The organism is Pseudomonas sp. C2B4 (assembly GCF_013359695.1).
Lineage (GTDB): Bacteria > Pseudomonadota > Gammaproteobacteria > Pseudomonadales > Pseudomonadaceae > Aquipseudomonas.
Map to the genome: position 1 here is coordinate 47,526 of NZ_JABFMU010000033.1, position 18,358 is coordinate 65,883.

General features: G+C 60.3%; 24 protein-coding genes. 19 read left to right on the plus strand and 5 right to left on the minus strand.

The window, feature by feature from the left end; genetic code table 11:
* Nucleotides 1–15: 15 nt before the first annotated feature.
* On the minus strand, nucleotides 16–855 hold the full coding sequence (galU, locus tag HNQ83_RS19860) for a UTP--glucose-1-phosphate uridylyltransferase GalU (RefSeq protein ID WP_011061681.1): 840 nt from the start codon (nucleotides 853–855) through the stop codon (nucleotides 16–18).
* A gap of 291 nt (nucleotides 856–1,146) precedes the next feature.
* Between galU and HNQ83_RS19865 the strand changes: the two genes are divergently transcribed.
* Nucleotides 1,147–1,335, plus strand: a complete 189-nt coding sequence (locus tag HNQ83_RS19865; protein WP_095194737.1) for a hypothetical protein — start codon at nucleotides 1,147–1,149, stop codon at nucleotides 1,333–1,335.
* Between the two features lie 126 nt (nucleotides 1,336–1,461).
* On the plus strand, nucleotides 1,462–1,743 hold the full coding sequence (locus HNQ83_RS19870) for a hypothetical protein (RefSeq protein WP_175390501.1): 282 nt from the start codon (nucleotides 1,462–1,464) through the stop codon (nucleotides 1,741–1,743).
* An 11-nt stretch (nucleotides 1,744–1,754) separates the two neighbouring features.
* On the opposite strand, the gene HNQ83_RS19875 is transcribed toward HNQ83_RS19870, so the two are convergent.
* Both HNQ83_RS19875 and HNQ83_RS19880 read right to left on the minus strand, forming a co-directional pair.
* Entirely contained in the window at nucleotides 1,755–1,985 is a 231-nt protein-coding gene (locus tag HNQ83_RS19875; RefSeq protein ID WP_175390502.1) for a hypothetical protein, read from the minus strand.
* 72 nt (nucleotides 1,986–2,057) lie between these two features.
* The gene (locus HNQ83_RS19880) at nucleotides 2,058–2,414 is read right to left on the minus strand and encodes a hypothetical protein (RefSeq protein ID WP_175390503.1); all 357 of its coding nucleotides are present in this window, start codon (nucleotides 2,412–2,414) and stop codon (nucleotides 2,058–2,060) included.
* Nucleotides 2,415–2,629: 215 nt separating this feature from the next.
* Between HNQ83_RS19880 and HNQ83_RS19885 the strand changes: the two genes are divergently transcribed.
* The 5 genes from HNQ83_RS19885 to ada all read left to right on the plus strand — a co-directional run bounded on the left by HNQ83_RS19885 (nucleotide 2,630) and on the right by ada (nucleotide 5,835).
* On the plus strand, nucleotides 2,630–2,932 hold the full coding sequence (locus HNQ83_RS19885) for a DUF1883 domain-containing protein (RefSeq protein ID WP_007958929.1): 303 nt from the start codon (nucleotides 2,630–2,632) through the stop codon (nucleotides 2,930–2,932).
* A 35-nt stretch (nucleotides 2,933–2,967) separates the two neighbouring features.
* Nucleotides 2,968–3,138, plus strand: a complete 171-nt coding sequence (locus tag HNQ83_RS19890) for a hypothetical protein (protein WP_175390504.1) — start codon at nucleotides 2,968–2,970, stop codon at nucleotides 3,136–3,138.
* A 166-nt stretch (nucleotides 3,139–3,304) separates the two neighbouring features.
* Nucleotides 3,305–4,009, plus strand: a complete 705-nt coding sequence (locus HNQ83_RS19895; RefSeq protein WP_175390505.1) for a 2OG-Fe(II) oxygenase — start codon at nucleotides 3,305–3,307, stop codon at nucleotides 4,007–4,009.
* Nucleotides 4,010–4,014: 5 nt separating this feature from the next.
* Nucleotides 4,015–4,680 (plus strand): DNA oxidative demethylase AlkB, encoded by a 666-nt coding sequence (alkB, locus tag HNQ83_RS19900; protein WP_175390518.1) that lies wholly within the window; start codon nucleotides 4,015–4,017, stop codon nucleotides 4,678–4,680.
* An 87-nt stretch (nucleotides 4,681–4,767) separates the two neighbouring features.
* Nucleotides 4,768–5,835: a bifunctional DNA-binding transcriptional regulator/O6-methylguanine-DNA methyltransferase Ada gene (gene ada / locus HNQ83_RS19905; protein WP_175390506.1), complete on the plus strand. Its 1,068-nt coding sequence runs from the start codon at nucleotides 4,768–4,770 to the stop codon at nucleotides 5,833–5,835.
* Nucleotides 5,836–5,934: 99 nt separating this feature from the next.
* On the opposite strand, the gene HNQ83_RS19910 is transcribed toward ada, so the two are convergent.
* On the minus strand, nucleotides 5,935–6,918 hold the full coding sequence (locus tag HNQ83_RS19910; RefSeq protein ID WP_175390507.1) for an MDR family oxidoreductase: 984 nt from the start codon (nucleotides 6,916–6,918) through the stop codon (nucleotides 5,935–5,937).
* A gap of 188 nt (nucleotides 6,919–7,106) precedes the next feature.
* On the opposite strand from HNQ83_RS19910, the gene HNQ83_RS19915 reads away from it, so the two are divergent.
* The 8 genes from HNQ83_RS19915 (at nucleotide 7,107) to HNQ83_RS19950 (ending at nucleotide 13,262) form a co-directional block, all read left to right on the plus strand.
* The gene (locus tag HNQ83_RS19915; RefSeq protein WP_175390508.1) at nucleotides 7,107–8,171 is read left to right on the plus strand and encodes a nitronate monooxygenase family protein; all 1,065 of its coding nucleotides are present in this window, start codon (nucleotides 7,107–7,109) and stop codon (nucleotides 8,169–8,171) included.
* Nucleotides 8,172–8,475: 304 nt separating this feature from the next.
* On the plus strand, nucleotides 8,476–9,243 hold the full coding sequence (gene modA / locus HNQ83_RS19920) for a molybdate ABC transporter substrate-binding protein (protein WP_256669078.1): 768 nt from the start codon (nucleotides 8,476–8,478) through the stop codon (nucleotides 9,241–9,243).
* A complete protein-coding gene (gene modB / locus HNQ83_RS19925) occupies nucleotides 9,244–9,924 on the plus strand; it encodes a molybdate ABC transporter permease subunit (protein WP_175390509.1) in 681 nt (226 codons plus the stop codon).
* A gap of 3 nt (nucleotides 9,925–9,927) precedes the next feature.
* The gene (modC, locus tag HNQ83_RS19930) at nucleotides 9,928–11,007 is read left to right on the plus strand and encodes a molybdenum ABC transporter ATP-binding protein (RefSeq protein WP_175390510.1); all 1,080 of its coding nucleotides are present in this window, start codon (nucleotides 9,928–9,930) and stop codon (nucleotides 11,005–11,007) included.
* An 89-nt stretch (nucleotides 11,008–11,096) separates the two neighbouring features.
* Entirely contained in the window at nucleotides 11,097–12,116 is a 1,020-nt protein-coding gene (locus HNQ83_RS19935) for a DNA topoisomerase IB (protein ID WP_175390511.1), read from the plus strand.
* A 72-nt stretch (nucleotides 12,117–12,188) separates the two neighbouring features.
* Complete coding sequence (locus tag HNQ83_RS19940; protein ID WP_175390512.1) at nucleotides 12,189–12,410, plus strand: hypothetical protein; 222 nt, start codon at nucleotides 12,189–12,191, stop codon at nucleotides 12,408–12,410.
* A gap of 128 nt (nucleotides 12,411–12,538) precedes the next feature.
* Nucleotides 12,539–12,769: a hypothetical protein gene (locus tag HNQ83_RS19945; protein WP_008055683.1), complete on the plus strand. Its 231-nt coding sequence runs from the start codon at nucleotides 12,539–12,541 to the stop codon at nucleotides 12,767–12,769.
* 208 nt (nucleotides 12,770–12,977) lie between these two features.
* Nucleotides 12,978–13,262, plus strand: a complete 285-nt coding sequence (locus HNQ83_RS19950) for a hypothetical protein (RefSeq protein WP_175390513.1) — start codon at nucleotides 12,978–12,980, stop codon at nucleotides 13,260–13,262.
* A gap of 67 nt (nucleotides 13,263–13,329) precedes the next feature.
* Here HNQ83_RS19950 and HNQ83_RS19955 read toward each other — a convergent pair whose 3' ends face one another.
* Complete coding sequence (locus tag HNQ83_RS19955) at nucleotides 13,330–13,995, minus strand: TetR family transcriptional regulator (RefSeq protein WP_175390514.1); 666 nt, start codon at nucleotides 13,993–13,995, stop codon at nucleotides 13,330–13,332.
* A 175-nt stretch (nucleotides 13,996–14,170) separates the two neighbouring features.
* Between HNQ83_RS19955 and HNQ83_RS19960 the strand changes: the two genes are divergently transcribed.
* The 4 genes from HNQ83_RS19960 to HNQ83_RS19975 all read left to right on the plus strand — a co-directional run bounded on the left by HNQ83_RS19960 (nucleotide 14,171) and on the right by HNQ83_RS19975 (nucleotide 18,074).
* Nucleotides 14,171–15,007: an NAD(P)H-binding protein gene (locus HNQ83_RS19960; RefSeq protein WP_175390515.1), complete on the plus strand. Its 837-nt coding sequence runs from the start codon at nucleotides 14,171–14,173 to the stop codon at nucleotides 15,005–15,007.
* 104 nt (nucleotides 15,008–15,111) lie between these two features.
* Complete coding sequence (locus tag HNQ83_RS19965; RefSeq protein WP_175390516.1) at nucleotides 15,112–15,312, plus strand: hypothetical protein; 201 nt, start codon at nucleotides 15,112–15,114, stop codon at nucleotides 15,310–15,312.
* A gap of 277 nt (nucleotides 15,313–15,589) precedes the next feature.
* Nucleotides 15,590–16,033: a hypothetical protein gene (locus HNQ83_RS19970; RefSeq protein WP_175390520.1), complete on the plus strand. Its 444-nt coding sequence runs from the start codon at nucleotides 15,590–15,592 to the stop codon at nucleotides 16,031–16,033.
* 247 nt (nucleotides 16,034–16,280) lie between these two features.
* On the plus strand, nucleotides 16,281–18,074 hold the full coding sequence (locus tag HNQ83_RS19975) for an alpha/beta fold hydrolase (protein ID WP_175390517.1): 1,794 nt from the start codon (nucleotides 16,281–16,283) through the stop codon (nucleotides 18,072–18,074).
* Nucleotides 18,075–18,358: the final 284 nt, after the last annotated feature.

The following is an 18,358-nucleotide window of genomic DNA, read 5'->3' on the forward strand; positions in this document are numbered from 1 at the left end:
ACAAGCAGCGCGCTATCAGTAAGCCTTGCCCGTCTTGTAGAAGTTCTCGAAGCAGAAGTTGGTCGCGTCGATGTAGCCTTCGGCACCGCCGCAGTCGAAACGCTTGCCCTTGAACTTGTAGGCCATTACGCAGCCGTTCTGGGCCTGTTTCATCAGGGCGTCGGTGATCTGGATTTCACCGCCCTTGCCTGGCTCGGTCTGTTCGATCAGGTCGAAGATGTCCGGGGTCAGGATGTAGCGACCGATGATGGCCAGGTTCGACGGCGCATCTTCCGGTTTTGGTTTTTCGACCATGCTGTGAACGCGGTAGATGTCGTCGCGGATCATTTCGCCAGCGATCACGCCGTACTTGTTGGTCTCTTGTGGATCGACTTCCTGGATGGCCACGATCGAGCAGCGGAACTGCTTATACAGCTTGACCATCTGGGTCAGTACGCCGTCGCCTTCCAGGTTGACGCACAGGTCGTCCGCCAGCACCACGGCGAACGGTTCGTCGCCGATCAGCGGACGGCCGGTCAGGATCGCGTGGCCCAGGCCTTTCATTTCAGTCTGGCGGGTGTAGGAGAACGAGCACTCATCCAGCAGTTTGCGGATGCCGACCAGGTACTTTTCCTTGTCGGTGCCTTTGATCTGGTTTTCCAGCTCGTAGCTGATGTCGAAATGGTCTTCCAGGGCGCGTTTACCACGGCCGGTAACGATGGAGATTTCGTTCAAACCAGCGTCCAGTGCTTCTTCGACGCCGTACTGGATCAGTGGCTTGTTTACCACCGGCAGCATTTCCTTGGGCATGGCCTTAGTCGCTGGCAGGAAGCGAGTACCGTAACCGGCTGCTGGGAACAAGCATTTCTTGATCATATAAGTCCTTGAAAGGGCTGTGTGTACGAGTTTCGGCGCAGTCTAATCAGGCGGCGTGCACCTTACAATGCCCCGCGCTGGCTAACCGATGCCATCATAGAGAAATATTCTTGCCGATAGTTCCGCAAGAGGTGGTGTTCGTCCTTCGGCAACCTGTAAGTGATAGCAGAGACCGCCCGATTTGCACGCGATGTCTGCTGACAAACAATCACACCACCCTGCATCCTTCGACACCCGCCAGGTTATTTGGCGCTATCATGGCGCAATTGAACCAGCCAACGAGGCAGCTAGATGTCGGCAGCAAAAAGCGTCAACGGGTACCTGATCAACAAGGCAAAAGACGGCCAGTGGTGGATAGGCAACGCGGGCGGCGAAAATATCGTCGGCCCTTTTCCGACCGAAGCCATGGCGATCGAAGTGGCGTCGGTGCTGGAGTTGGAACACCCGGAACCCAAGCGACGCGGTAAAGACAAGAACTGACACGCCCAAAGCCCTGCCTTGCGCAGGGCTTTTTTCTGAGCGTTTACGAAAAGTGGCCTTTCGCTATAACCTTTTGCCCGTGGCGCTGTCACAGCCCTTGCCCACCCCTATGACGACGACAACGACATGACGAAATTTTTACCCCTGATGGCGGTATTGGCCCTGAGTGGCTGCGCGACGTCCGAAACCACTTACCTGAACAACGGCGAGCAAGGCCTGGCCATCGATTGCTCCGGGGAAGCCAATTCATGGGCGGCCTGTTATGAAAAGGCCGATGCCTCCTGTGCCGGCACCGGATACCGCATCGTTGGCACCGATGGCACGCCGGCGCCCGAAGAAAGCGACAAGACCCTGGGGGTCGACGTCGGCAATTACAAAAACCGCAGCGTAGTGGTGATCTGCAAGTAAGGCGCCCTGCCCTACATTTGGATTTCGGCGAACTTGATGCCCAGGCTACGCAAGGTCTCAATCAGGTCGTCGAGGCGCGCGAAGGATTCGACTTCGTCGTTGTCGTCCACCAGGAAGTAACTGCGTCCGGCGCTTTTCTTGAAAAATACGATCCATTCGCCAAGATTCGCCGGATTTTGAATCACATGGGTGGCGCAGATTTGCCCCTCTGCGTGGCGTTCCCGTACCTGCTCTCGCTTCATGCCAGACTCCAGAAATGACAATGCCGCCAAAGCGTTGCTTTGACGGCACAGGTGTTAAGTAGCGCCAGTCTATCAGCCGGAAATGCACGCCGTCGCGGCATTGCGTACATCCCAGGGCCGCACCGGCACGTTGGAGATCCGTTCATGGAGCTTGATGCCGCTGCCGCCGGAGCGCTCTTCAATATCGAACACCGCCGCCGGCCCCGATGACAGTTTCAGCGGCACGATCACCCGCACGCCGTCTTTCTGGTGCTCGATCTGCAAGGCACCGCGGCTGTCGGCAAGTTTCTCGCTCAGGCATTGCGCGTACTCTTGGGGGTTCTTGCCGGAAATCACGTTCATGGTGGGCAGCGACTCGTTGATGTCCGAAACGCTTGCGCAACCACTTATCGCCAATGCCAATGGCAGGCCCCAGACACCCCACTTCATACAAAACCTCCGATAAAGACCCTCCGACCGCGCAGATACGGTTTTTCTCCGGGGGCCACTGCATTTTATCGCTCTTCAAATCCCCAAAAGCCGTTTTTAATTGCCAAAGCGAGCCACGACAGCCGGATAATAAAGCCTCGGGGCTGATAAACTGCGCGCCAATCGACCCTTGCTATCGTTCTGATTTTGTAGAAAAAGCCCTTCTGGAGGCGCCCATGAAATTTATTCACCAGCGCGAGCACCTCAACGAAGACGACATCGTCGTCATTCAATGCTCGCAGACGTGCAACATCCGTTTGATGAACGACGCCAACTTCCGCAGTTTCAAGAACGGCGGTCGCCACACCTACCACGGCGGCGCATTCGACACCTTCCCGGCGCGCATCACGGCACCGAGCACCGGCTTCTGGAACATCACCATCGACACAGTCAACCGTCGAGCGATCAGCGTGACCCGCAAACCGACCCTGACCCACTCGATCAAGATCATTCGCCGCTCCAGCTCGAAACTGAGCTGAGTGACGTTTCAGCACGCAGACACACAGGTATCAACGTGGCCCAGACAACCAAATACGTCATCAAATACAAGCTGAACGGCGAACGCCGCTTCGAATTCGCCCAGCTGGAAAACGGCACCGAGGAAGAGGCGAAGGCCGCACTGGATGCGCTGCACGGCCAGGGCGACGACGTCATCAGCGACATCAGCGTCAGCAAAGCGCTGTAACGTCACCCAGGCAATGAAATTCGACCGCAAGCGCCGGAGTGTCCGCATCCTCGGCGCGCCCTAGACTGGCCACTTTACCCTTGGGTCAAGGAGTCAGAGCAATGCCCACCTGTTGCACGCGTGTCATTCCTTTCGCCAGTATTGCGCGGGATCGAGAGGCCAGTCCATGAGCGAGCGATACCTGGACAAGCTCGATTGGGCGTCGCTGGAACAGCAACTCGACCAGGACGGCTGTGCGGTCATCCGGTCGCTGCTGAGCCACAAGGCGTGCGATGAAATCAGCGCCTTGTACGCTCAATCCGACCCCTTTCGCTCGCAGGTCATCATGGCCCGTCACGGCTTTGGCCGTGGCGAGTACAAGTACTTCCGATATCCGTTGCCGGAGCTTGTGGCCCGACTGCGCGGCGCGCTGTACCCACGACTGGTGCCGATTGCCAATCGCTGGCATGAGCAGATGGGATTGCCGACTCGTTTTCCTGACAGACATGAAGTTTTTCTCGAGCGTTGTCATGCCGCCGGTCAGCAACGTCCGACACCCCTGTTGCTGCAATATGGGCCGCAGGACTACAACTGTTTGCATCAGGATTTGTACGGCGAACACGTGTTCCCGCTGCAAGTGGCGATTCTTCTGTCAGAGCCAGGAGAGGATTTCACCGGCGGTGAGTTCGTGTTGACCGAGCAGCGACCGCGCATGCAGTCCCGACCGCAAGTCATGGACCTGAAAAAAGGTGACGGCTTGATCTTCGCGGTCAACCAGCGTCCGGTCAAAGGCGTGCGCGGCTACTACCGGGTGACCCTGCGCCACGGCGTCAGTCGCCTGCACAGCGGAAAACGGCATACCCTTGGCATCATCTTTCACGATGCGACATGAACAACATGAACCCGACCACCCTGGATCTGTTCACCGACGCGGAGCCCGAGCAACAACCCCGGCGCGACCGGATCGGCGAACAATCCTGCGTCTTGAGAGGCTTTGCCCTGCCCTGGCTGGACCGTTTGCTGCCGGCGCTGGAGACGGTGCTGGCGGCCGCGCCCTTTCGGCAAATGGTTACGCCGGGCGGTTTTATCATGTCGGTTGCCCTGAGCAGCTGTGGCACCTGGGGCTGGACCACCGACCGCAGCGGTTATCGCTACACTCGCGACGATCCGCAAACCGGCCGACCCTGGCCCGACATGCCCGAGGTGTTTTTCCAGTTGGCGCAAGCGGCGGCGCGGGAAGCCGGATTCACCGATTTTGTGCCGGACTCCTGCCTGATCAACCGCTATGTCCCCGGAGCGAAAATGTCATTGCATCAGGACAAAGACGAAAAGTCCTACGCAGCGCCTATCGTTTCGGTGTCACTGGGGCTGCCGGCCATGTTTCTGTTCGGCGGCTTCACCCGCAGCGAGAAAAGCCAGCGGGTGCCACTGCTGCATGGCGACATCGTGGTCTGGGGCGGTGTGGATCGCTTGCGATATCACGGCGTCCTGCCGATCAAGGACGGCCAGCACGCCTGCCTGGGCGAACAACGGATCAACTTCACGTTTCGTCGTGCAGGATGACGCCCCGGAATTTGACCGCAAGCGTCGGAGTGCGGGCGCATCGGCGGCTGGTTAATCTGCGGCAAACGGGTCAACGGATGTAAAGCCATGACAAGCCAATCGACAAAAATCAGCACCGAAAACGATCCACGCTGGGCCGCTGTTGTCGCCCGCGATCCCCAGGCCGACGGGCAGTTTGTCTATGCCGTGAAAACCACCGGGATCTATTGCAATCCCAGCAGCCTGGCGCGCTTGCCCAAACCGCAGAATGTCGAGTTCTTCGACACCGCCGAGCAGGCGCAAGCGGCGGGTTATCGTCCAAGTAAACGCGCGGCGAAAGATCAAAGCGACAGGGCCGCTCAACATGCCGCCACCGTGGCTGCGGCGTGCCGCCATATCGAAACCGCCGATGAACTTCCTGCACTGGGCGAACTGGCCCAGGCCGCAGGCCTGAGCAGTTTCCACTTCCATCGGGTGTTCAAGGCTGTCACTGGCCTGACGCCCAAAGGTTACGCTGCGGCCCATCGTTCACGCCGGGTACGTGAGCGACTGGCGGATGGCGGCTCAATCACAGAGGCGTTGTACGATGCCGGCTTCAACTCCAACGGCCGCTTTTATGAGGCGGCCGATCAGGTGCTGGGCATGAAACCCACCGATTACCGCGCCGGCGGCCAGAACAACGACATCCGCTTTGCCGTGGGCCAGTGTTCCCTGGGAGCGATTCTGGTGGCGCAAAGTGAGCGCGGCGTGTGCGCGATCCTGCTGGGTGATGATCCGCAGCAACTGGTCTGCGATCTGCAGGACAAGTTTCGCCGGGCCAATCTGATCGGCGCCGACTCGGCGTTCGAACAGTTGATCGCCAGGGTCGTGGGGTTTATCGAAGCCCCGGCCCTGGGCCTGGACTTGCCGCTGGATGTGCGCGGTACGGCGTTTCAGGAGCGGGTCTGGCAAGCCTTGCGGGAGATTCCGGCGGGCAGCACCGCCAGCTACGCGGATATCGCCCAACGCATCGGCGCACCAAAAGCGGTTCGCGCCGTGGCACAAGCCTGCGGCGCGAACAGCCTGGCGGTAGCCATCCCCTGCCACCGCGTGGTGCGCAGCGATGGCAATCTGTCGGGGTATCGCTGGGGGGTGGAGAGGAAACGGCAGTTGCTTGATCGAGAAAGCACTAACTAATCCCTGTAGGAGCAAGGCTTGCCCGCGATGGGGTCTTTGAGGCCGCCAAAAGCATCGCGGGCAAGCCTTGCTCCTACAGGGGTCCAGTGCACTCCTTATTTAGCGATTCACATCCACCACCACCCGCCCGCGCAACTGCCCAGCCAGCAGACGCGGAGCGGCGTCGATCGCTTCACTCAAGCCGATCTCATGGCTGATCAATGGCAACAGATTGAAATTCAGATCCCGCGCCAATCGACCCCATGCCTCCACACGCTTGGCTTTGGGTTGCGTCACGCTGTTGATGCCGGCCAGGGTCACGCCGCGCAAGATGAACGGTGCGACGGAGCCCGGGAAATCCATGCCCTGGGCCAGGCCACAGGCGGCGACGGTGCCGTTGGCCTTGGTGCTGGCGCACGCGTTGGCCAGGGTGTGACTGCCGACCGAGTCGATAACCGCCGCCCAGCGCTCCTTGGCCAAGGGCTTGCCCGGCTCCGACAATGTGGCGCGATCAATGATTTCGCTGGCACCTAATTGTTTGAGGTAGTCATGCTCTGAAGTGCGCCCCGTGGAAGCGACCACCCGATAACCCAGTTTGCTCAGCAGTGCGATAGCGAAACTGCCCACGCCGCCATTGGCGCCAGTGACCAGTATCTCGCCTTGATCAGGTGTCACGCCGTTATGTTCCAGCGCCAGGATGCACAGCATCGCCGTATACCCGGCGGTGCCAATGGCCATGGCTTGCGCCGCGGTGAATGCCTTGGGCAGCGGAATCAGCCAGTCGCCATTCAAACGCGCTTTCTGCGCCAGGCCGCCCCAATGCCCTTCGCCGACACCCCAGCCGTTGAGCAGGACGTGGTCGCCGACCTTGTAGTCTGGATGCCCGCTGGTTTCGACGGTCCCCGCCAGATCGATCCCCGGCACCATCGGGAATTTGCGCACCACCGGGCTGCTGCCCGTGATCGCCAGGCCATCCTTGAAGTTCAACGTGCTATACGCCACACGTACCGTCACATCGCCCTCGGGCAGTTGATCGTCATTGATCTCTTGCAGGGTGGCTCGGTAACCGCTGTCGTCTTTGTCGATCAAAATGCCTTGAAACATGACTGCCTCCGGTGGTTTCACTTGTTGTGATGTGATTTAAATACCACATCGCAAAAAAATCCCGTACACGACTTTAAGCCAATTCATGAAATGACCGGGGCGCTAAACAAAACATGACTGGCCCTGGGTCAGTCATGCTACAAATCCTGACATACCCTGCCCGGTCTCACCGTCGGAGAACACGCAAAATGAGCCAATGGCCAGACACCCGCATTCTTGACCTGCTCGGGATCGAACTGCCGATCATTCAGGCCCCCATGGCTGGCGCCACCAACGCTTCCATGGTCATCGCCGCGAGCAACGCCGGCGGCCTGGGTTCGATGCCAGCGGCCATGCTGAGCATCGAGCAATTGCGCGACGAGTTGAAGGTCATCCGTCAACACACTCAGCGCCCGATCAACGTTAATTTCTTCTGCCATCAACCACCGCCGGTCGACGAGCAACGCGCGCAAGCGTGGAAGCAACTGCTGGAACCCTATTACCGGGAACTGGGTGTCGACTTCGATGCGCCGACACCGGTGTCCAACCGTGCACCGTTCGATGCCGCGGGCTGCGAAGTGATCGAGGCATTTCGCCCGGAAGTTGTGAGTTTCCACTTTGGCCTGCCGGAAAAATCCCTGCTGGACCGGGTAAAGGCCACCGGGGCGAAAGTGCTGTCTTCGGCGACCACGGTCGAAGAGGCGGTATGGCTTGAGCAGCATGGTTGCGATGCGATCATCGCCATGGGGTACGAAGCGGGCGGACACCGCGGGATGTTTCTGAGCGGTGACCTGAGCAGTCAGGTCGGCACGTTCGCGTTGGTGCCACAGATTGTCGACGCGGTGAAGGTGCCGGTGATTGCTGCTGGAGGCATTGCCGATGCACGGGGTGTTGCGGCGGCGTTCATGCTGGGTGCATCAGCGGTACAGGTGGGCACGGCGTATCTGTTTACCCCCGAGGCCAAGGTCAGTGCCTCGCATCACAAGGCACTGCGCACCGCGAAGGAAAGCGAGACAGCGGTCACCAACCTGTTCACCGGGCGCCCTGCGCGGGGGATTCTCAATCGGGTGATGCGCGAGCTCGGACCGATGAACGCCAAGGCACCGGCCTTCCCCCTCGCGGGTGGCGCCCTCATGCCGTTGCGGGCCAAAGGTGAAGCCGACTTCAGCAACCTCTGGGCCGGACAGGCGTTCACTCTGGGGGTTGAATTGACGACGGCGGAACTGACCCGGCGATTGGCGGAGGAAGGGTTGGCGAAATTACTTCGACGTTGAACAAGCGAAAATACTGGGGAGGAGGATTTCCCTGTGGCGAGGGAATTTAGCGAAACGTCGCATCGCCCCGTTCGACTGCGCAGCAGACGCAAGTTGAAGGCAGGCTTGAAAAGCGGGGGCGCTACGCGCCCCAACGGGGATAAATCCCCTCGCCACAGGGAAGTGCGCGCCTCACAACTCAGTGCTTGAACCAACGATCAATGTACGCCTGATTCAATACATTCCGTTTGCAGGCATTTCGCTATATATTTAAATACATAGCGATTGACCCCCTCATAACATTTGCCTGCAACGGAGCCGTTTCATGACCCTGCGTGCCTCACGTTTTGCCCCCACCTGCCTGGCGACCCTGATCGCTGTGTTCGCCTTTGGCTCCGCCCAGGCGGATGAAGTCCAGGTGGCGGTCGCCGCCAACTTCACCGCACCGATCCAGGCGATTGCCGCCGATTTCGAAAAAGACACCGGCCACAAACTGGTGACTTCGTTCGGTGCGACCGGCCAGTTCTACACCCAGATCAAGAATGGCGCGCCGTTCGAAGTGTTCCTCTCGGCGGACGACACCACCCCGGAAAAACTGGAGAAGGAAGGTGACACGGTCAAGGGCTCGCGCTTTACCTACGCTGTCGGCACCCTGGCGCTGTGGTCGGCCAAGGAAGGCTACGTCGATGCCCAGGGCAAAGTGCTGAGCGACAACCAGTACCAACACCTGTCCATCGCCAACCCGAAAGCCGCGCCTTATGGCCTGGCCGCGACCCAGGTGCTGGCCAAGCAAGGCCTGACCGACAAGGTCAAGGACAAGATCGTTGAAGGCCAGAACATCACCCAGGCCTACCAGTTCGTGTCCACCGGCAATGCCGAATTGGGCTTCGTCGCCTTGTCGCAGATCTATAAAGACGGCAAAGTCACCAGCGGTTCGGCCTGGATCGTTCCAGCCAACCTGCACGACCCGATCAAACAAGACGCGGTGATTCTCAACAAGGGCAAGGACAACCCGGCTGCCAAGGCACTGGTTGATTACCTCAAGGGCCCGAAAGCCGCTGCTGTCATCAAGTCCTACGGTTACCAACTCTAAATGTCGCTCACGAGTGCCGATTTTTCCGCTATCTGGCTGACCCTGAAACTGGCGTCCCTGACGACCGTCATCCTGTTGCTGGTCGGCACTCCGTTGGCATTGTGGCTGTCGCGCACCCAATCCTGGCTGCGCGGCCCGGTCGGGGCGATCGTCGCCCTGCCCCTGGTGCTGCCGCCCACGGTGATTGGTTTTTATCTGTTGCTGGCGCTCGGCCCCAACGGGTTTGTCGGCCACTTCACCCAGTCACTGGGGCTCGGCACCCTCACCTTCAGTTTTGCCGGGTTGGTCATCGGCTCGGTGCTGTACTCGATGCCGTTCGTGGTCCAGCCGCTGCAAAACGCTTTTTCCGCCATTGGCACTCGCCCACTGGAAGTGGCCGCAACCTTGCGCGCCAATCCCTGGGACACCTTTTTCAGTGTCACCCTGCCCCTGGCTCGCCCCGGTTTCATCACCGCGGCCATCCTGGGCTTCGCCCATACCGTCGGCGAATTCGGTGTGGTGCTGATGATTGGCGGCAACATCCCCGACAAGACCCGCGTGGTTTCGGTGCAGATCTACGATCACGTCGAAGCCATGGAATACGCCCAGGCCCATTGGCTGGCCGGGGCGATGCTGGTGTTCTCCTTTGCGGTATTGCTGGCGCTTTACTCCAGCCGAAAAACCAAAGCCGGCTGGAGCTGATCGATGATTCAAACGCGCCTCAAGCTGAGTTACCCGGGGTTTGCCCTGGATGTCGACTGGCAGTTGCCCGGCCGCGGCGTCTCGGCGCTTTACGGTCACTCCGGCTCGGGAAAGACCACGTGCCTGCGTTGCATCGCGGGCCTGGAACGGGCCGATCAGGGCTTTGTCCAGGTCAACGATGAAGTCTGGCAGGACAGCGACAAGAAGATTTTCGTCGCGCCGCACAAACGCGCCCTGGGTTACGTGTTTCAGGAAGCGAGCCTGTTTCCCCATCTGTCGGTGTTGGCCAACCTGGAATTCGGCCTGAAAAGAATCGCGAAACACCAGCGCCGGGTCGATATGGCCCACGCCACCGAACTGTTGGGTATCGGCCACCTGCTCGATCGCCATCCGCAGCACCTGTCGGGTGGCGAGCGGCAACGCATCGGCATCGCCCGCGCCCTGCTCACCAGTCCGAAACTGCTGTTGATGGATGAACCGCTGGCCGCACTGGACGCCCGGCGCAAAAGCGAAATCCTGCCTTACCTGCAACGGCTGCACGATGAACTGGACATCCCGGTGCTGTACGTCAGTCACTCTCAGGATGAAGTGGCGCGACTGGCCGACCATATCGTTCTGCTCAGCAACGGCAAGGCACTGGCCAGCGGCCCCATCGGTCAAACCCTGGCCCGCCTCGACTTGCCGCTGGCGCTGGGCGATGACGCCGGCGTGGTCATTGAAGGACGTGTCAGCCGCTATGACGCCGATTACCAGTTACTGACCCTGGACCTTCCCGACACGGCGCTGAACATTCGTGTGGCGCACACGCCGATGGCGCCGGGCCAGGCATTGCGCTGCAAGGTTCAGGCGCGAGATGTGAGCCTGAGCCTGCACAACGCCGAACACAGCAGCATCCTCAATCGCCTGCCCGTCACCGTGGTCAGCGAAATGGGGGCCGACAACGCCGCCCACGTGCTGGTGCGGCTGGATGCGGCGGGCACACCACTATTGGCGCGTATCACCCGTTACTCCCGCGACCAGTTGAACGTGCATCCCGGCCAGCAGCTCTGGGCGCAGATCAAGGCGGTGGCGGTATTGGCCTAGCCGTGCAGGTATAACGGCGCTGGCACGACTGGGCCGCCGTGGGGTCAATGGCTGTAACGACCCCGGATTCTTCGCTCAGGACAATCGCCATGCCCGACGCGCTGCCGCCCGACCTGCATTATGTCGATGACACTCAGCCCGGTATCAGCCGCAAGAAACGACGCGGCCAGTTCTGCTATTTCGACCCGGCCGGGCAACGCATCACCGATCCGGACGAGATTCAGCGCATCAATTCGCTCGCGGTGCCACCGGCCTACACCGATGTGTGGATCTGCGCCGATCCGCGCGGCCATCTGCAAGCCACCGGCCGCGACGCACGGGGTCGCAAGCAATACCGCTATCACCCGCGCTGGCGGGAAGTGCGCGACAGCGACAAGTATTCACGGCTACGGGATTTCGGCCTGGCGCTGCCGAAACTGCGCAAGCAACTGGAAGCGCTGCTGGCCGCGCCGGGCTTCAGCCGGGACAAGGTCATGGCCACCGTCATCACCTTGCTCGATGCCACGCTGATCCGGGTCGGCAACACTCAATACGCGCGGGACAATCGTTCTTACGGCCTGACTACCTTGCGCAACCGCCACGTTGAGATCAACGGCAGTGCGATCCTGTTCCAGTTTCGCGGCAAGAGCGGCGTCGAACATCAGATCACCGTGAAGGATCGGCGCCTGGCGCGGATCATCAAGCGTTGCCAGGAGATCCCCGGGCAAAACCTCTTTCAATACCTGGACGAGGACGGTGAGCGACATAGCATCACGTCCGCCGACGTCAACGCCTACCTGCAAACACTGACCGGCGCCGACTTTACCGCCAAGGATTACCGCACCTGGGCCGGCAGCGCCCTGGCACTGGCGGTGTTGCGTAAATTGCAGTGGCAGCCGGAGTCCGAAGCGAAACGACACGTCGTGGAGATGGTTAAAAACGTCGCCCGACAGTTGGGCAATACCCCGGCGGTGTGCCGCAAGTGCTACATCCACCCGGCAGTGCTGGAGGGTTTTCTGCTCGGCGCGCTGGCCGAGATGCCCAGGCCGCGAACGCGAAAAGGTTTGCGTGCCGAAGAGGTCGGCCTGGCGATGCTGCTGGAGAAACTGGCCTCTGAGCCGACGAATTGACCTGTCTATTTTTTGCACGATTACAAATGACTTCTATAGTTGATCTGTACACGAATCAGCTGCGGTGAAGCCATGGAAGACATTTTCGTCGTGAGGCGTTGCAACAAGATCATCATTCATGGCCGAAGGGCCGGAGAAACCGGTCACCCACCCCCTGAAGCCGCCGTCTGGTACCGCATCGCCGATACCCGTACCAACGGCTTCATCGGCGACGGCTATGAACTTGAAGAAGACGCCCAACGCATCTGTTGGCAGCTGAATGCCAGGTCACAAGTAGCGGCCCGCCAAGGCTGATGAACCTTGACGTGCTTTTTACGGGTCTATACTGAAAAGAGCTGAAGGATCAGCGCCCCATCGGTAGAAAGCTCGCACCCTGCGGGCTTTTTACTGCCCTGCCAGGTGTCTTCAACGGAGGTGTTCCCATGTCCGAAAAAGAGTCCATCACCACCCTGCTCACCCTGCTCGATTCCCGTCAGGTTCGCCTGGCTGCGGCGTGCAAGGAAATCGCCGACTGGGTCGACCATCAAGGCGGACATCCGACGGCCCTCAGGATTCGCGATCGCTTGAACGACATCGAGAAGGATACGCCGCTGATCCGCAATACCTTGTCGTCACTCAAACCTGTCGACCCACCGCTGCCACGGTTCAGATGAGTCGATCCGGACAGTCGATGCGAAGATACGGCCTGACATCGCAGGCATGATCGGCGACATTTTCGTCACCGAGTGAATGCCTGCCCGCTCATTTCACGCTTCTCCCCCAACCCGGCCCTGCGCTGGGATTTTTTTTGCGCCAAGACACGCAACGAATGTCACCCGCCACGTGGGGTCCAACGATCACACGTCACGAGGAGACGTCCCAATGGTTACTCACTTCAAAGTCAGCGGGCACCTGGCCTGCGGTCACAAAGGCAACAACCTCACCTCGACCCGCGAACTCAACCGGGTCAAATGCAGGAGCTGCCGCAACACCGATGCCTACAAAGAGGCGCGCAAAGCCCAACGCAACGCCGCGCGCCGCGCCGCACGCAAAGCCAAGGCCAGCCAAACCGCCGCTGACTGGCGTCAGTCCTGGACCGAGCGCCTGACCGCCCTGCCCGGCCTGCAAAGGCTGCCCCGTGGTTTTACCGGCCAACCTTTCGTATAGGCGACAGCTTCGGCGGCTGAGTCGAGTGGATTCGATCCAGCCGCCTGATTTTGCCAAGGCATTGTTGTTATTGCGTCGTTGCGTTCATGCCCGCTGGCTGCAGGATCTCGCGCAGCGACATGCGCTTGAAGGCCTCGACCAATCCACGCCCTTCCTCAGGCGCGCAAGAGATCGCCAGGCGCATGGTCGCCTCGCCCAGATGCCAGACCAGAAACGCGGACTCCCGCACCTGTCGCGCATCGCTATGGGGATAAACCCGCAGCATGGTTTCGGCCAACAACCCACCGGCCACGCGGCTCTCTTCCAGCTCCAGCGCCAACAGGTGCTTGTCGGCCTGCATGCCTGACCAGATATCACGCATCGCCGGGGTCGCCAGTACAAGCTCGTAATACTGATCGAGCAAGTCCGTATAGGCAGCTTGCAGTCCTGATACATCCTCTACCGCCCTGAGCGCCGCTTCGATGCAGCAGCGGCTTTCGGCGTTGTAGCGTTCGGCCAGGGTGCGAATGACCGAGCTTTTATCAGGGAAGTACTGATACAGCGATCCGATGGAAATGTCGCACCGCTCGGCAATTTCACTCATCTTGAGCTGATCACTGCCCTTGGTTGCGATCAATTCTGTCGCCACTGCGAGGATGCGTTCCTGGCGTTCGCGGCTGCGTTGTTGCGTGGGATGGCGCCGAATCGGCTCTGGAACAGGCTGTTCAAACACTTCGCTAGACTTCTTGCGCACGGCCGCACTTCCCGAACTAAAACATGACTTTCACTCACCTTAGCACTGCGCGTCGGCGCCCAATAGGCCGTGGCCGTACGTCGGGTTCTACATTCCGTTGATTGACGACAAAACATGAGGGTCTATCATCTTTTAAACGTGAGCATCACTCACATTACCAATGGAGATGAACGCGATGAACAGCAACCCGCAGACCGTTCTGATTCTTGGCGCCACGGGCAAGACCGGACGCCGCATTGCTCAACGTCTCGAAGCGGCCGGACAGAACGTTCGCCTCGGTTCCCGTGGGGCCAACCCGCCTTTCGACTGGGAAGACCGGACGACCTGGGCCGCTGCTCTGGATGGCGTCCACGCCGCGTACATCTCCTTCCAGCCGGACCTCGCGGTGCCTGGCGCCCTTGAGACAATCCAGGCCTTCACCGACCAGGCGGTGAAAGCCGGTGTCGGCCAGTTGGTGCTGTTGTCCGGGCGTGGAGAGATAGAGGCGCAACAGGCCGAACGCGTGGTGCAGAACAGTGGTGTCGACTGGACCATCCTGCGAGCCAGCTGGTTCTGCCAGAACTTCAGCGAAGCGCACTTTCTCGAACCGGTCCTGCAGGGAGAACTGGCGTTGCCCGTCGGCAACATCGCCGAGCCGTTTATCGACGTGGAGGACATCGCCGAAATCGCCGTCGCCGCACTGACCCGACCCGGGCACTCTGGCCAGCTCTATGAGTTGACCGGGCCGCGCGCACTCACCTTTGCCGAAGCCGTTGCCGAAATCGCCGATGCGACAAATCGCAATATCGGTTTCGTCGCGGTGCCGCCAGATGCCTATCGTGACGCGCTAGTGCAGGAACAATTGCCGTCCGGGCTGATCGACCTGGTGTTGTATCTGTTCACCACCGTGCTCGACGGGCGTAACACGCCACTGGCTGATGGCGTGCAACGTGCCCTTGGACGACCTGCGAAAGACTTTTCGGATTATGTCCGCCGCACAGCGGCGACGGGTATCTGGAACACAGTGGATTGAGCGCCGACGTACTGCATTGGCGACAATCGACTTCCTCGACTAGGGTCTCTTGCGTATCGAACTGCGGCGCCTTTATTGGCAGGAGCCTGATCAAGGAGGAAGCAATGTCATCCATACGTAGTGCCGAACAAACCTATCGCCAGTGGTCCAGCCCGATCCTGCTCGAACTCAAGGAGCGAGAGCACCAACTGGAACCGGCAGACCGCGAGGCGTTGCAAAATATTCTGCTGGAAAGGAGGCTGATCAATAGCGGAAACCCCAACGGCAGCGATCGGCGCAAGGCTGAACCGGACAATGGCGGATGACTCGACCCCAGCAGAAACTGCGCATCAAAAAAGCCCGGCATCCAGCGCCGGGCTTTTGATTTTTCCACTCGTCAGGCGCTCAACACCTTTCCCTTCTCCGCGCTCTGCGCAGTCCTTGAATGCCGGGCGCGCGTCTGCGGCCTATGCTTTCTTGTACCCTTTGGTCTGGATCGTTTGCTTGCCTGCGATTGAGTTGGCAACCTTTCTCTTCCATCCTGGGCTAGTCTTTCCACTCTAAATCAGAATCGAAGATCATTCCTTTTAAGAGAACGTGAACGTGAAAGGCGGATTTATTGGGATTGCTGTCGTCGCGACACTGGTGGGCGGCCTGACGTACGGTTTAAGCACGTGGGAGGCCAGTAAAAACCGGCGTCAGGAAGAACTGTGCAAGGTCGCTCAGGAGCATCTCAAGACCATAGAAATCCAGGCACGGGCCATGGCCGCCGGCTTGTCTGTCGAAGACTACGCCGAAGCGGAAAAGGCTGAAGTAGGCAAACTCATCAATGCACTGGATACCGCTAAAACCAAGGAAGAAGTGGAAACGGTCATTTCGGAACACTCCGCCACCGTACAAGCACAGGTCGCCGCAACGGACGCAGAAGTGAAATCGCGAGGCGATCAACCTTTCCTTGGGCAACAGCTCAAAGAGCAGCGAATCACAACGGACGTCAAGCAGGAAATCCAGCGCGCCGAGAAGGCCGTCAGCACGGCCTGTCAGTGATGTGCGGTTGGTCCGCTCCAGATCGAATGCAATCACAAAGCATGCAGGTTCGATTCTAAACATACCTATCCCGATTCCCCCTCCAAGTGGCCGCTGACTGTCCCGCAGGCCACCGATTCAACTCGTCGGCCCAATTGCCCTTGTCATGAAATGAAAAATCGCTGTCGTGCGATGCGAGGTGGCTGTAGCTGCTGCTGCCCTAGAGTCGGTGCATAACAACACAGCGCCCGGAACCACGAGAGCCGCCATGAGCAGAACCACCCGAACGAGCGAGACCGCAACCCCTACCCAACGCCCCCAGGCGACCGGCCGAAAGCGTCGTGCTCGCAAGGATGTCGATCTCCCGGACAACACTCAGCAACAAGAGCTGATCGGCACGGCCGCCAACCAGACCCTGGCAGGCAATCCGCTGGTCAGCATGCGGGCGGCGGACCTGGCCAGCTCGGCCGGCTACCTGCTCAAGGCCGTGGGCAAGTCGCCGCTCAAGGCTGGCGCTCATCTGGGTGGCTACCTGAAGGCGCTGCGCGGCATTGTCGGCGGCAACTCCAGCGTCGCGCCGGACCCGAAGGACAAGCGCTTCGCCGATCCGGCCTGGCAATCCAACGCCTTCCTGCGCGCACTGCTGCAGAGCTACCTGGCCGGTCAAAGTGAGTTGACCCGCTTCATCGAGTCCACCGACCTTGCCCCGCTGGAAAAGAGCCGGGCGCGGTTCGTCGCAGCGCTCCTGGCGGATGCAATGGCACCGAGCAACTCACCGCTGACCAATCCCGCGGCGCTGCGCAAGCTGGTGGACACCGGTGGCATGAGCCTGGCCAGGGGTATCCGCCAATTCGGCCAGGATGTACTGAACAACCGTGGGCTGCCGAGGCAGGTCGACAGCACACCGTTCACGGTGGGGGAAAACATCGCCACGGCCAAGGGCGAAGTGGTGTTTCGCAACGAGATGTTCGAGTTGCTGCAGTTCGCGCCCACCACCGAGAAGGTCTATGCCCGACCTTTGGTGATGTCGCCACCGCAGATCAACAAGTACTACGCCATCGACCTTTCGCCGGAGAAAAGCCTGATCAAGTGGATCCAGGACAGCGGCGTAAACCTCTTCGTCATCAGCTGGCGCAACCCCACCCGCGAGCACCGCGACTGGGGCTTGTCCGATTACGCCCTGTGCCTCGACCAGGCGGTGGACGTGGCGCGCAGGATCACCGGTAGCCCGGATGTGAACATGTGGGGCTCCTGCTCGGGCGGCATCACCCTGGCGGCCTACCTGGGCTGGCTGGCGGCCCGTGGCGAAGGCCATAAGGTGGCCAACACCAGCTGGGCCGTGTGCGTACTCGACATGCCCTCGGCGCTGGACGACACCACCCTGGGGCTGTTCACCACCCCCTCCGCCCTGCGCGCGGCCAAGGCCAGCTCCCGGCGCAAGGGCGTGCTGAGCGGCCAGGACATGGCCCGCATGTTCGCCTGGATGCGGCCCAACGACCTGATCTGGAATTACTGGGTCAACAACTACCTGCTGGGCAATAAGCCGCCGGCCTTCGACATTTTGGCCTGGAACAACGACACCACGCGTCTACCTGCCCAGCTGCACGCGGACTACCTCGACCTGATCCAGCAGAACCCCTACAGCAACCCGGGCTCAATGGAGATTGCCGGCGAGTCGATCGACATGACCCAGGTGAAGGTGGGAGCCTATGTGGTTGGCGGCACCACCGACCACATCACCCCCTGGCAGGGCTGCTACGGCACCGCCCGACTGTTTGGCGAAGACGCAACCTACGTGCTGTCCAACGCCGGCCACCTGCAGAGCCTGGTGAATCCGCCGGGCAATCCCAAATCGTTCTATTACGCGGCGCCTGCCGCCGATGAGACCCCGCAAGCCTGGCTGCAAAACGCCGGGGAGCGCCAGCAAGGCAGCTGGTGGCCGCATTGGCGCGAATGGATCGGGCAGCGCTCGGGCGAACACCTGCCGGCGCCGAAGAAGCTCGGCTCACGCAAATACCCGCCCCTTTGCCCCGCTCCTGGCACTTATGTCATGGAGCGTTGAAGCAACCATCTCTTCCTCGATCTGAGCCCACGCCACCCGTGGGTTTCAGCGGTTTGCACAGGTGGGGATCGACCGGGGTCCCTGCTTCATCTACATCACTCCCATTTCCCAGGGCCGGACGGATCGTCGCCGGCCAGTGACTCTGCCACCCGCTACTGTGTTTTTGCCAGGCCCATTGCGCGCCAGCTGGGAATGACGCTGCAACAAAAAAGGGCTTGCATGAGGTATCTCATGCAAGCCCTTGATATTCATGGTGCCCGAAGCCGGAATCGAACCGGCACGCC

Bases quoted from the DNA above. Each gene is read 5' to 3' on its own strand.
- HNQ83_RS19945 (WP_008055683.1), top strand. From the start codon at position 12,539: ATGTCCGAAAAAGAGTCCATCACCACCCTGCTCACCCTGCTCGATTCC.
- HNQ83_RS19935 (WP_175390511.1), top strand. From the start codon at position 11,097: ATGCCCGACGCGCTGCCGCCCGACCTGCATTATGTCGATGACACTCAG.
- modA (WP_256669078.1), top strand. From the start codon at position 8,476: ATGACCCTGCGTGCCTCACGTTTTGCCCCCACCTGCCTGGCGACCCTG.
- galU (WP_011061681.1), bottom strand. From the start codon at position 855: ATGATCAAGAAATGCTTGTTCCCAGCAGCCGGTTACGGTACTCGCTTC.
- HNQ83_RS19975 (WP_175390517.1), top strand. From the start codon at position 16,281: ATGAGCAGAACCACCCGAACGAGCGAGACCGCAACCCCTACCCAACGC.
- HNQ83_RS19965 (WP_175390516.1), top strand. From the start codon at position 15,112: ATGTCATCCATACGTAGTGCCGAACAAACCTATCGCCAGTGGTCCAGC.
- HNQ83_RS19910 (WP_175390507.1), bottom strand. From the start codon at position 6,918: ATGTTTCAAGGCATTTTGATCGACAAAGACGACAGCGGTTACCGAGCC.
- modC (WP_175390510.1), top strand. From the start codon at position 9,928: ATGATTCAAACGCGCCTCAAGCTGAGTTACCCGGGGTTTGCCCTGGAT.
- HNQ83_RS19865 (WP_095194737.1), top strand. From the start codon at position 1,147: ATGTCGGCAGCAAAAAGCGTCAACGGGTACCTGATCAACAAGGCAAAA.
- HNQ83_RS19885 (WP_007958929.1), top strand. From the start codon at position 2,630: ATGAAATTTATTCACCAGCGCGAGCACCTCAACGAAGACGACATCGTC.
- alkB (WP_175390518.1), top strand. From the start codon at position 4,015: ATGAACCCGACCACCCTGGATCTGTTCACCGACGCGGAGCCCGAGCAA.
- HNQ83_RS19875 (WP_175390502.1), bottom strand. From the start codon at position 1,985: ATGAAGCGAGAGCAGGTACGGGAACGCCACGCAGAGGGGCAAATCTGC.
- HNQ83_RS19870 (WP_175390501.1), top strand. From the start codon at position 1,462: ATGACGAAATTTTTACCCCTGATGGCGGTATTGGCCCTGAGTGGCTGC.
- HNQ83_RS19915 (WP_175390508.1), top strand. From the start codon at position 7,107: ATGAGCCAATGGCCAGACACCCGCATTCTTGACCTGCTCGGGATCGAA.
- HNQ83_RS19940 (WP_175390512.1), top strand. From the start codon at position 12,189: ATGGAAGACATTTTCGTCGTGAGGCGTTGCAACAAGATCATCATTCAT.
- HNQ83_RS19950 (WP_175390513.1), top strand. From the start codon at position 12,978: ATGGTTACTCACTTCAAAGTCAGCGGGCACCTGGCCTGCGGTCACAAA.
- ada (WP_175390506.1), top strand. From the start codon at position 4,768: ATGACAAGCCAATCGACAAAAATCAGCACCGAAAACGATCCACGCTGG.
- HNQ83_RS19895 (WP_175390505.1), top strand. From the start codon at position 3,305: ATGAGCGAGCGATACCTGGACAAGCTCGATTGGGCGTCGCTGGAACAG.
- HNQ83_RS19880 (WP_175390503.1), bottom strand. From the start codon at position 2,414: ATGAAGTGGGGTGTCTGGGGCCTGCCATTGGCATTGGCGATAAGTGGT.
- modB (WP_175390509.1), top strand. From the start codon at position 9,244: ATGTCGCTCACGAGTGCCGATTTTTCCGCTATCTGGCTGACCCTGAAA.
- HNQ83_RS19960 (WP_175390515.1), top strand. From the start codon at position 14,171: ATGAACAGCAACCCGCAGACCGTTCTGATTCTTGGCGCCACGGGCAAG.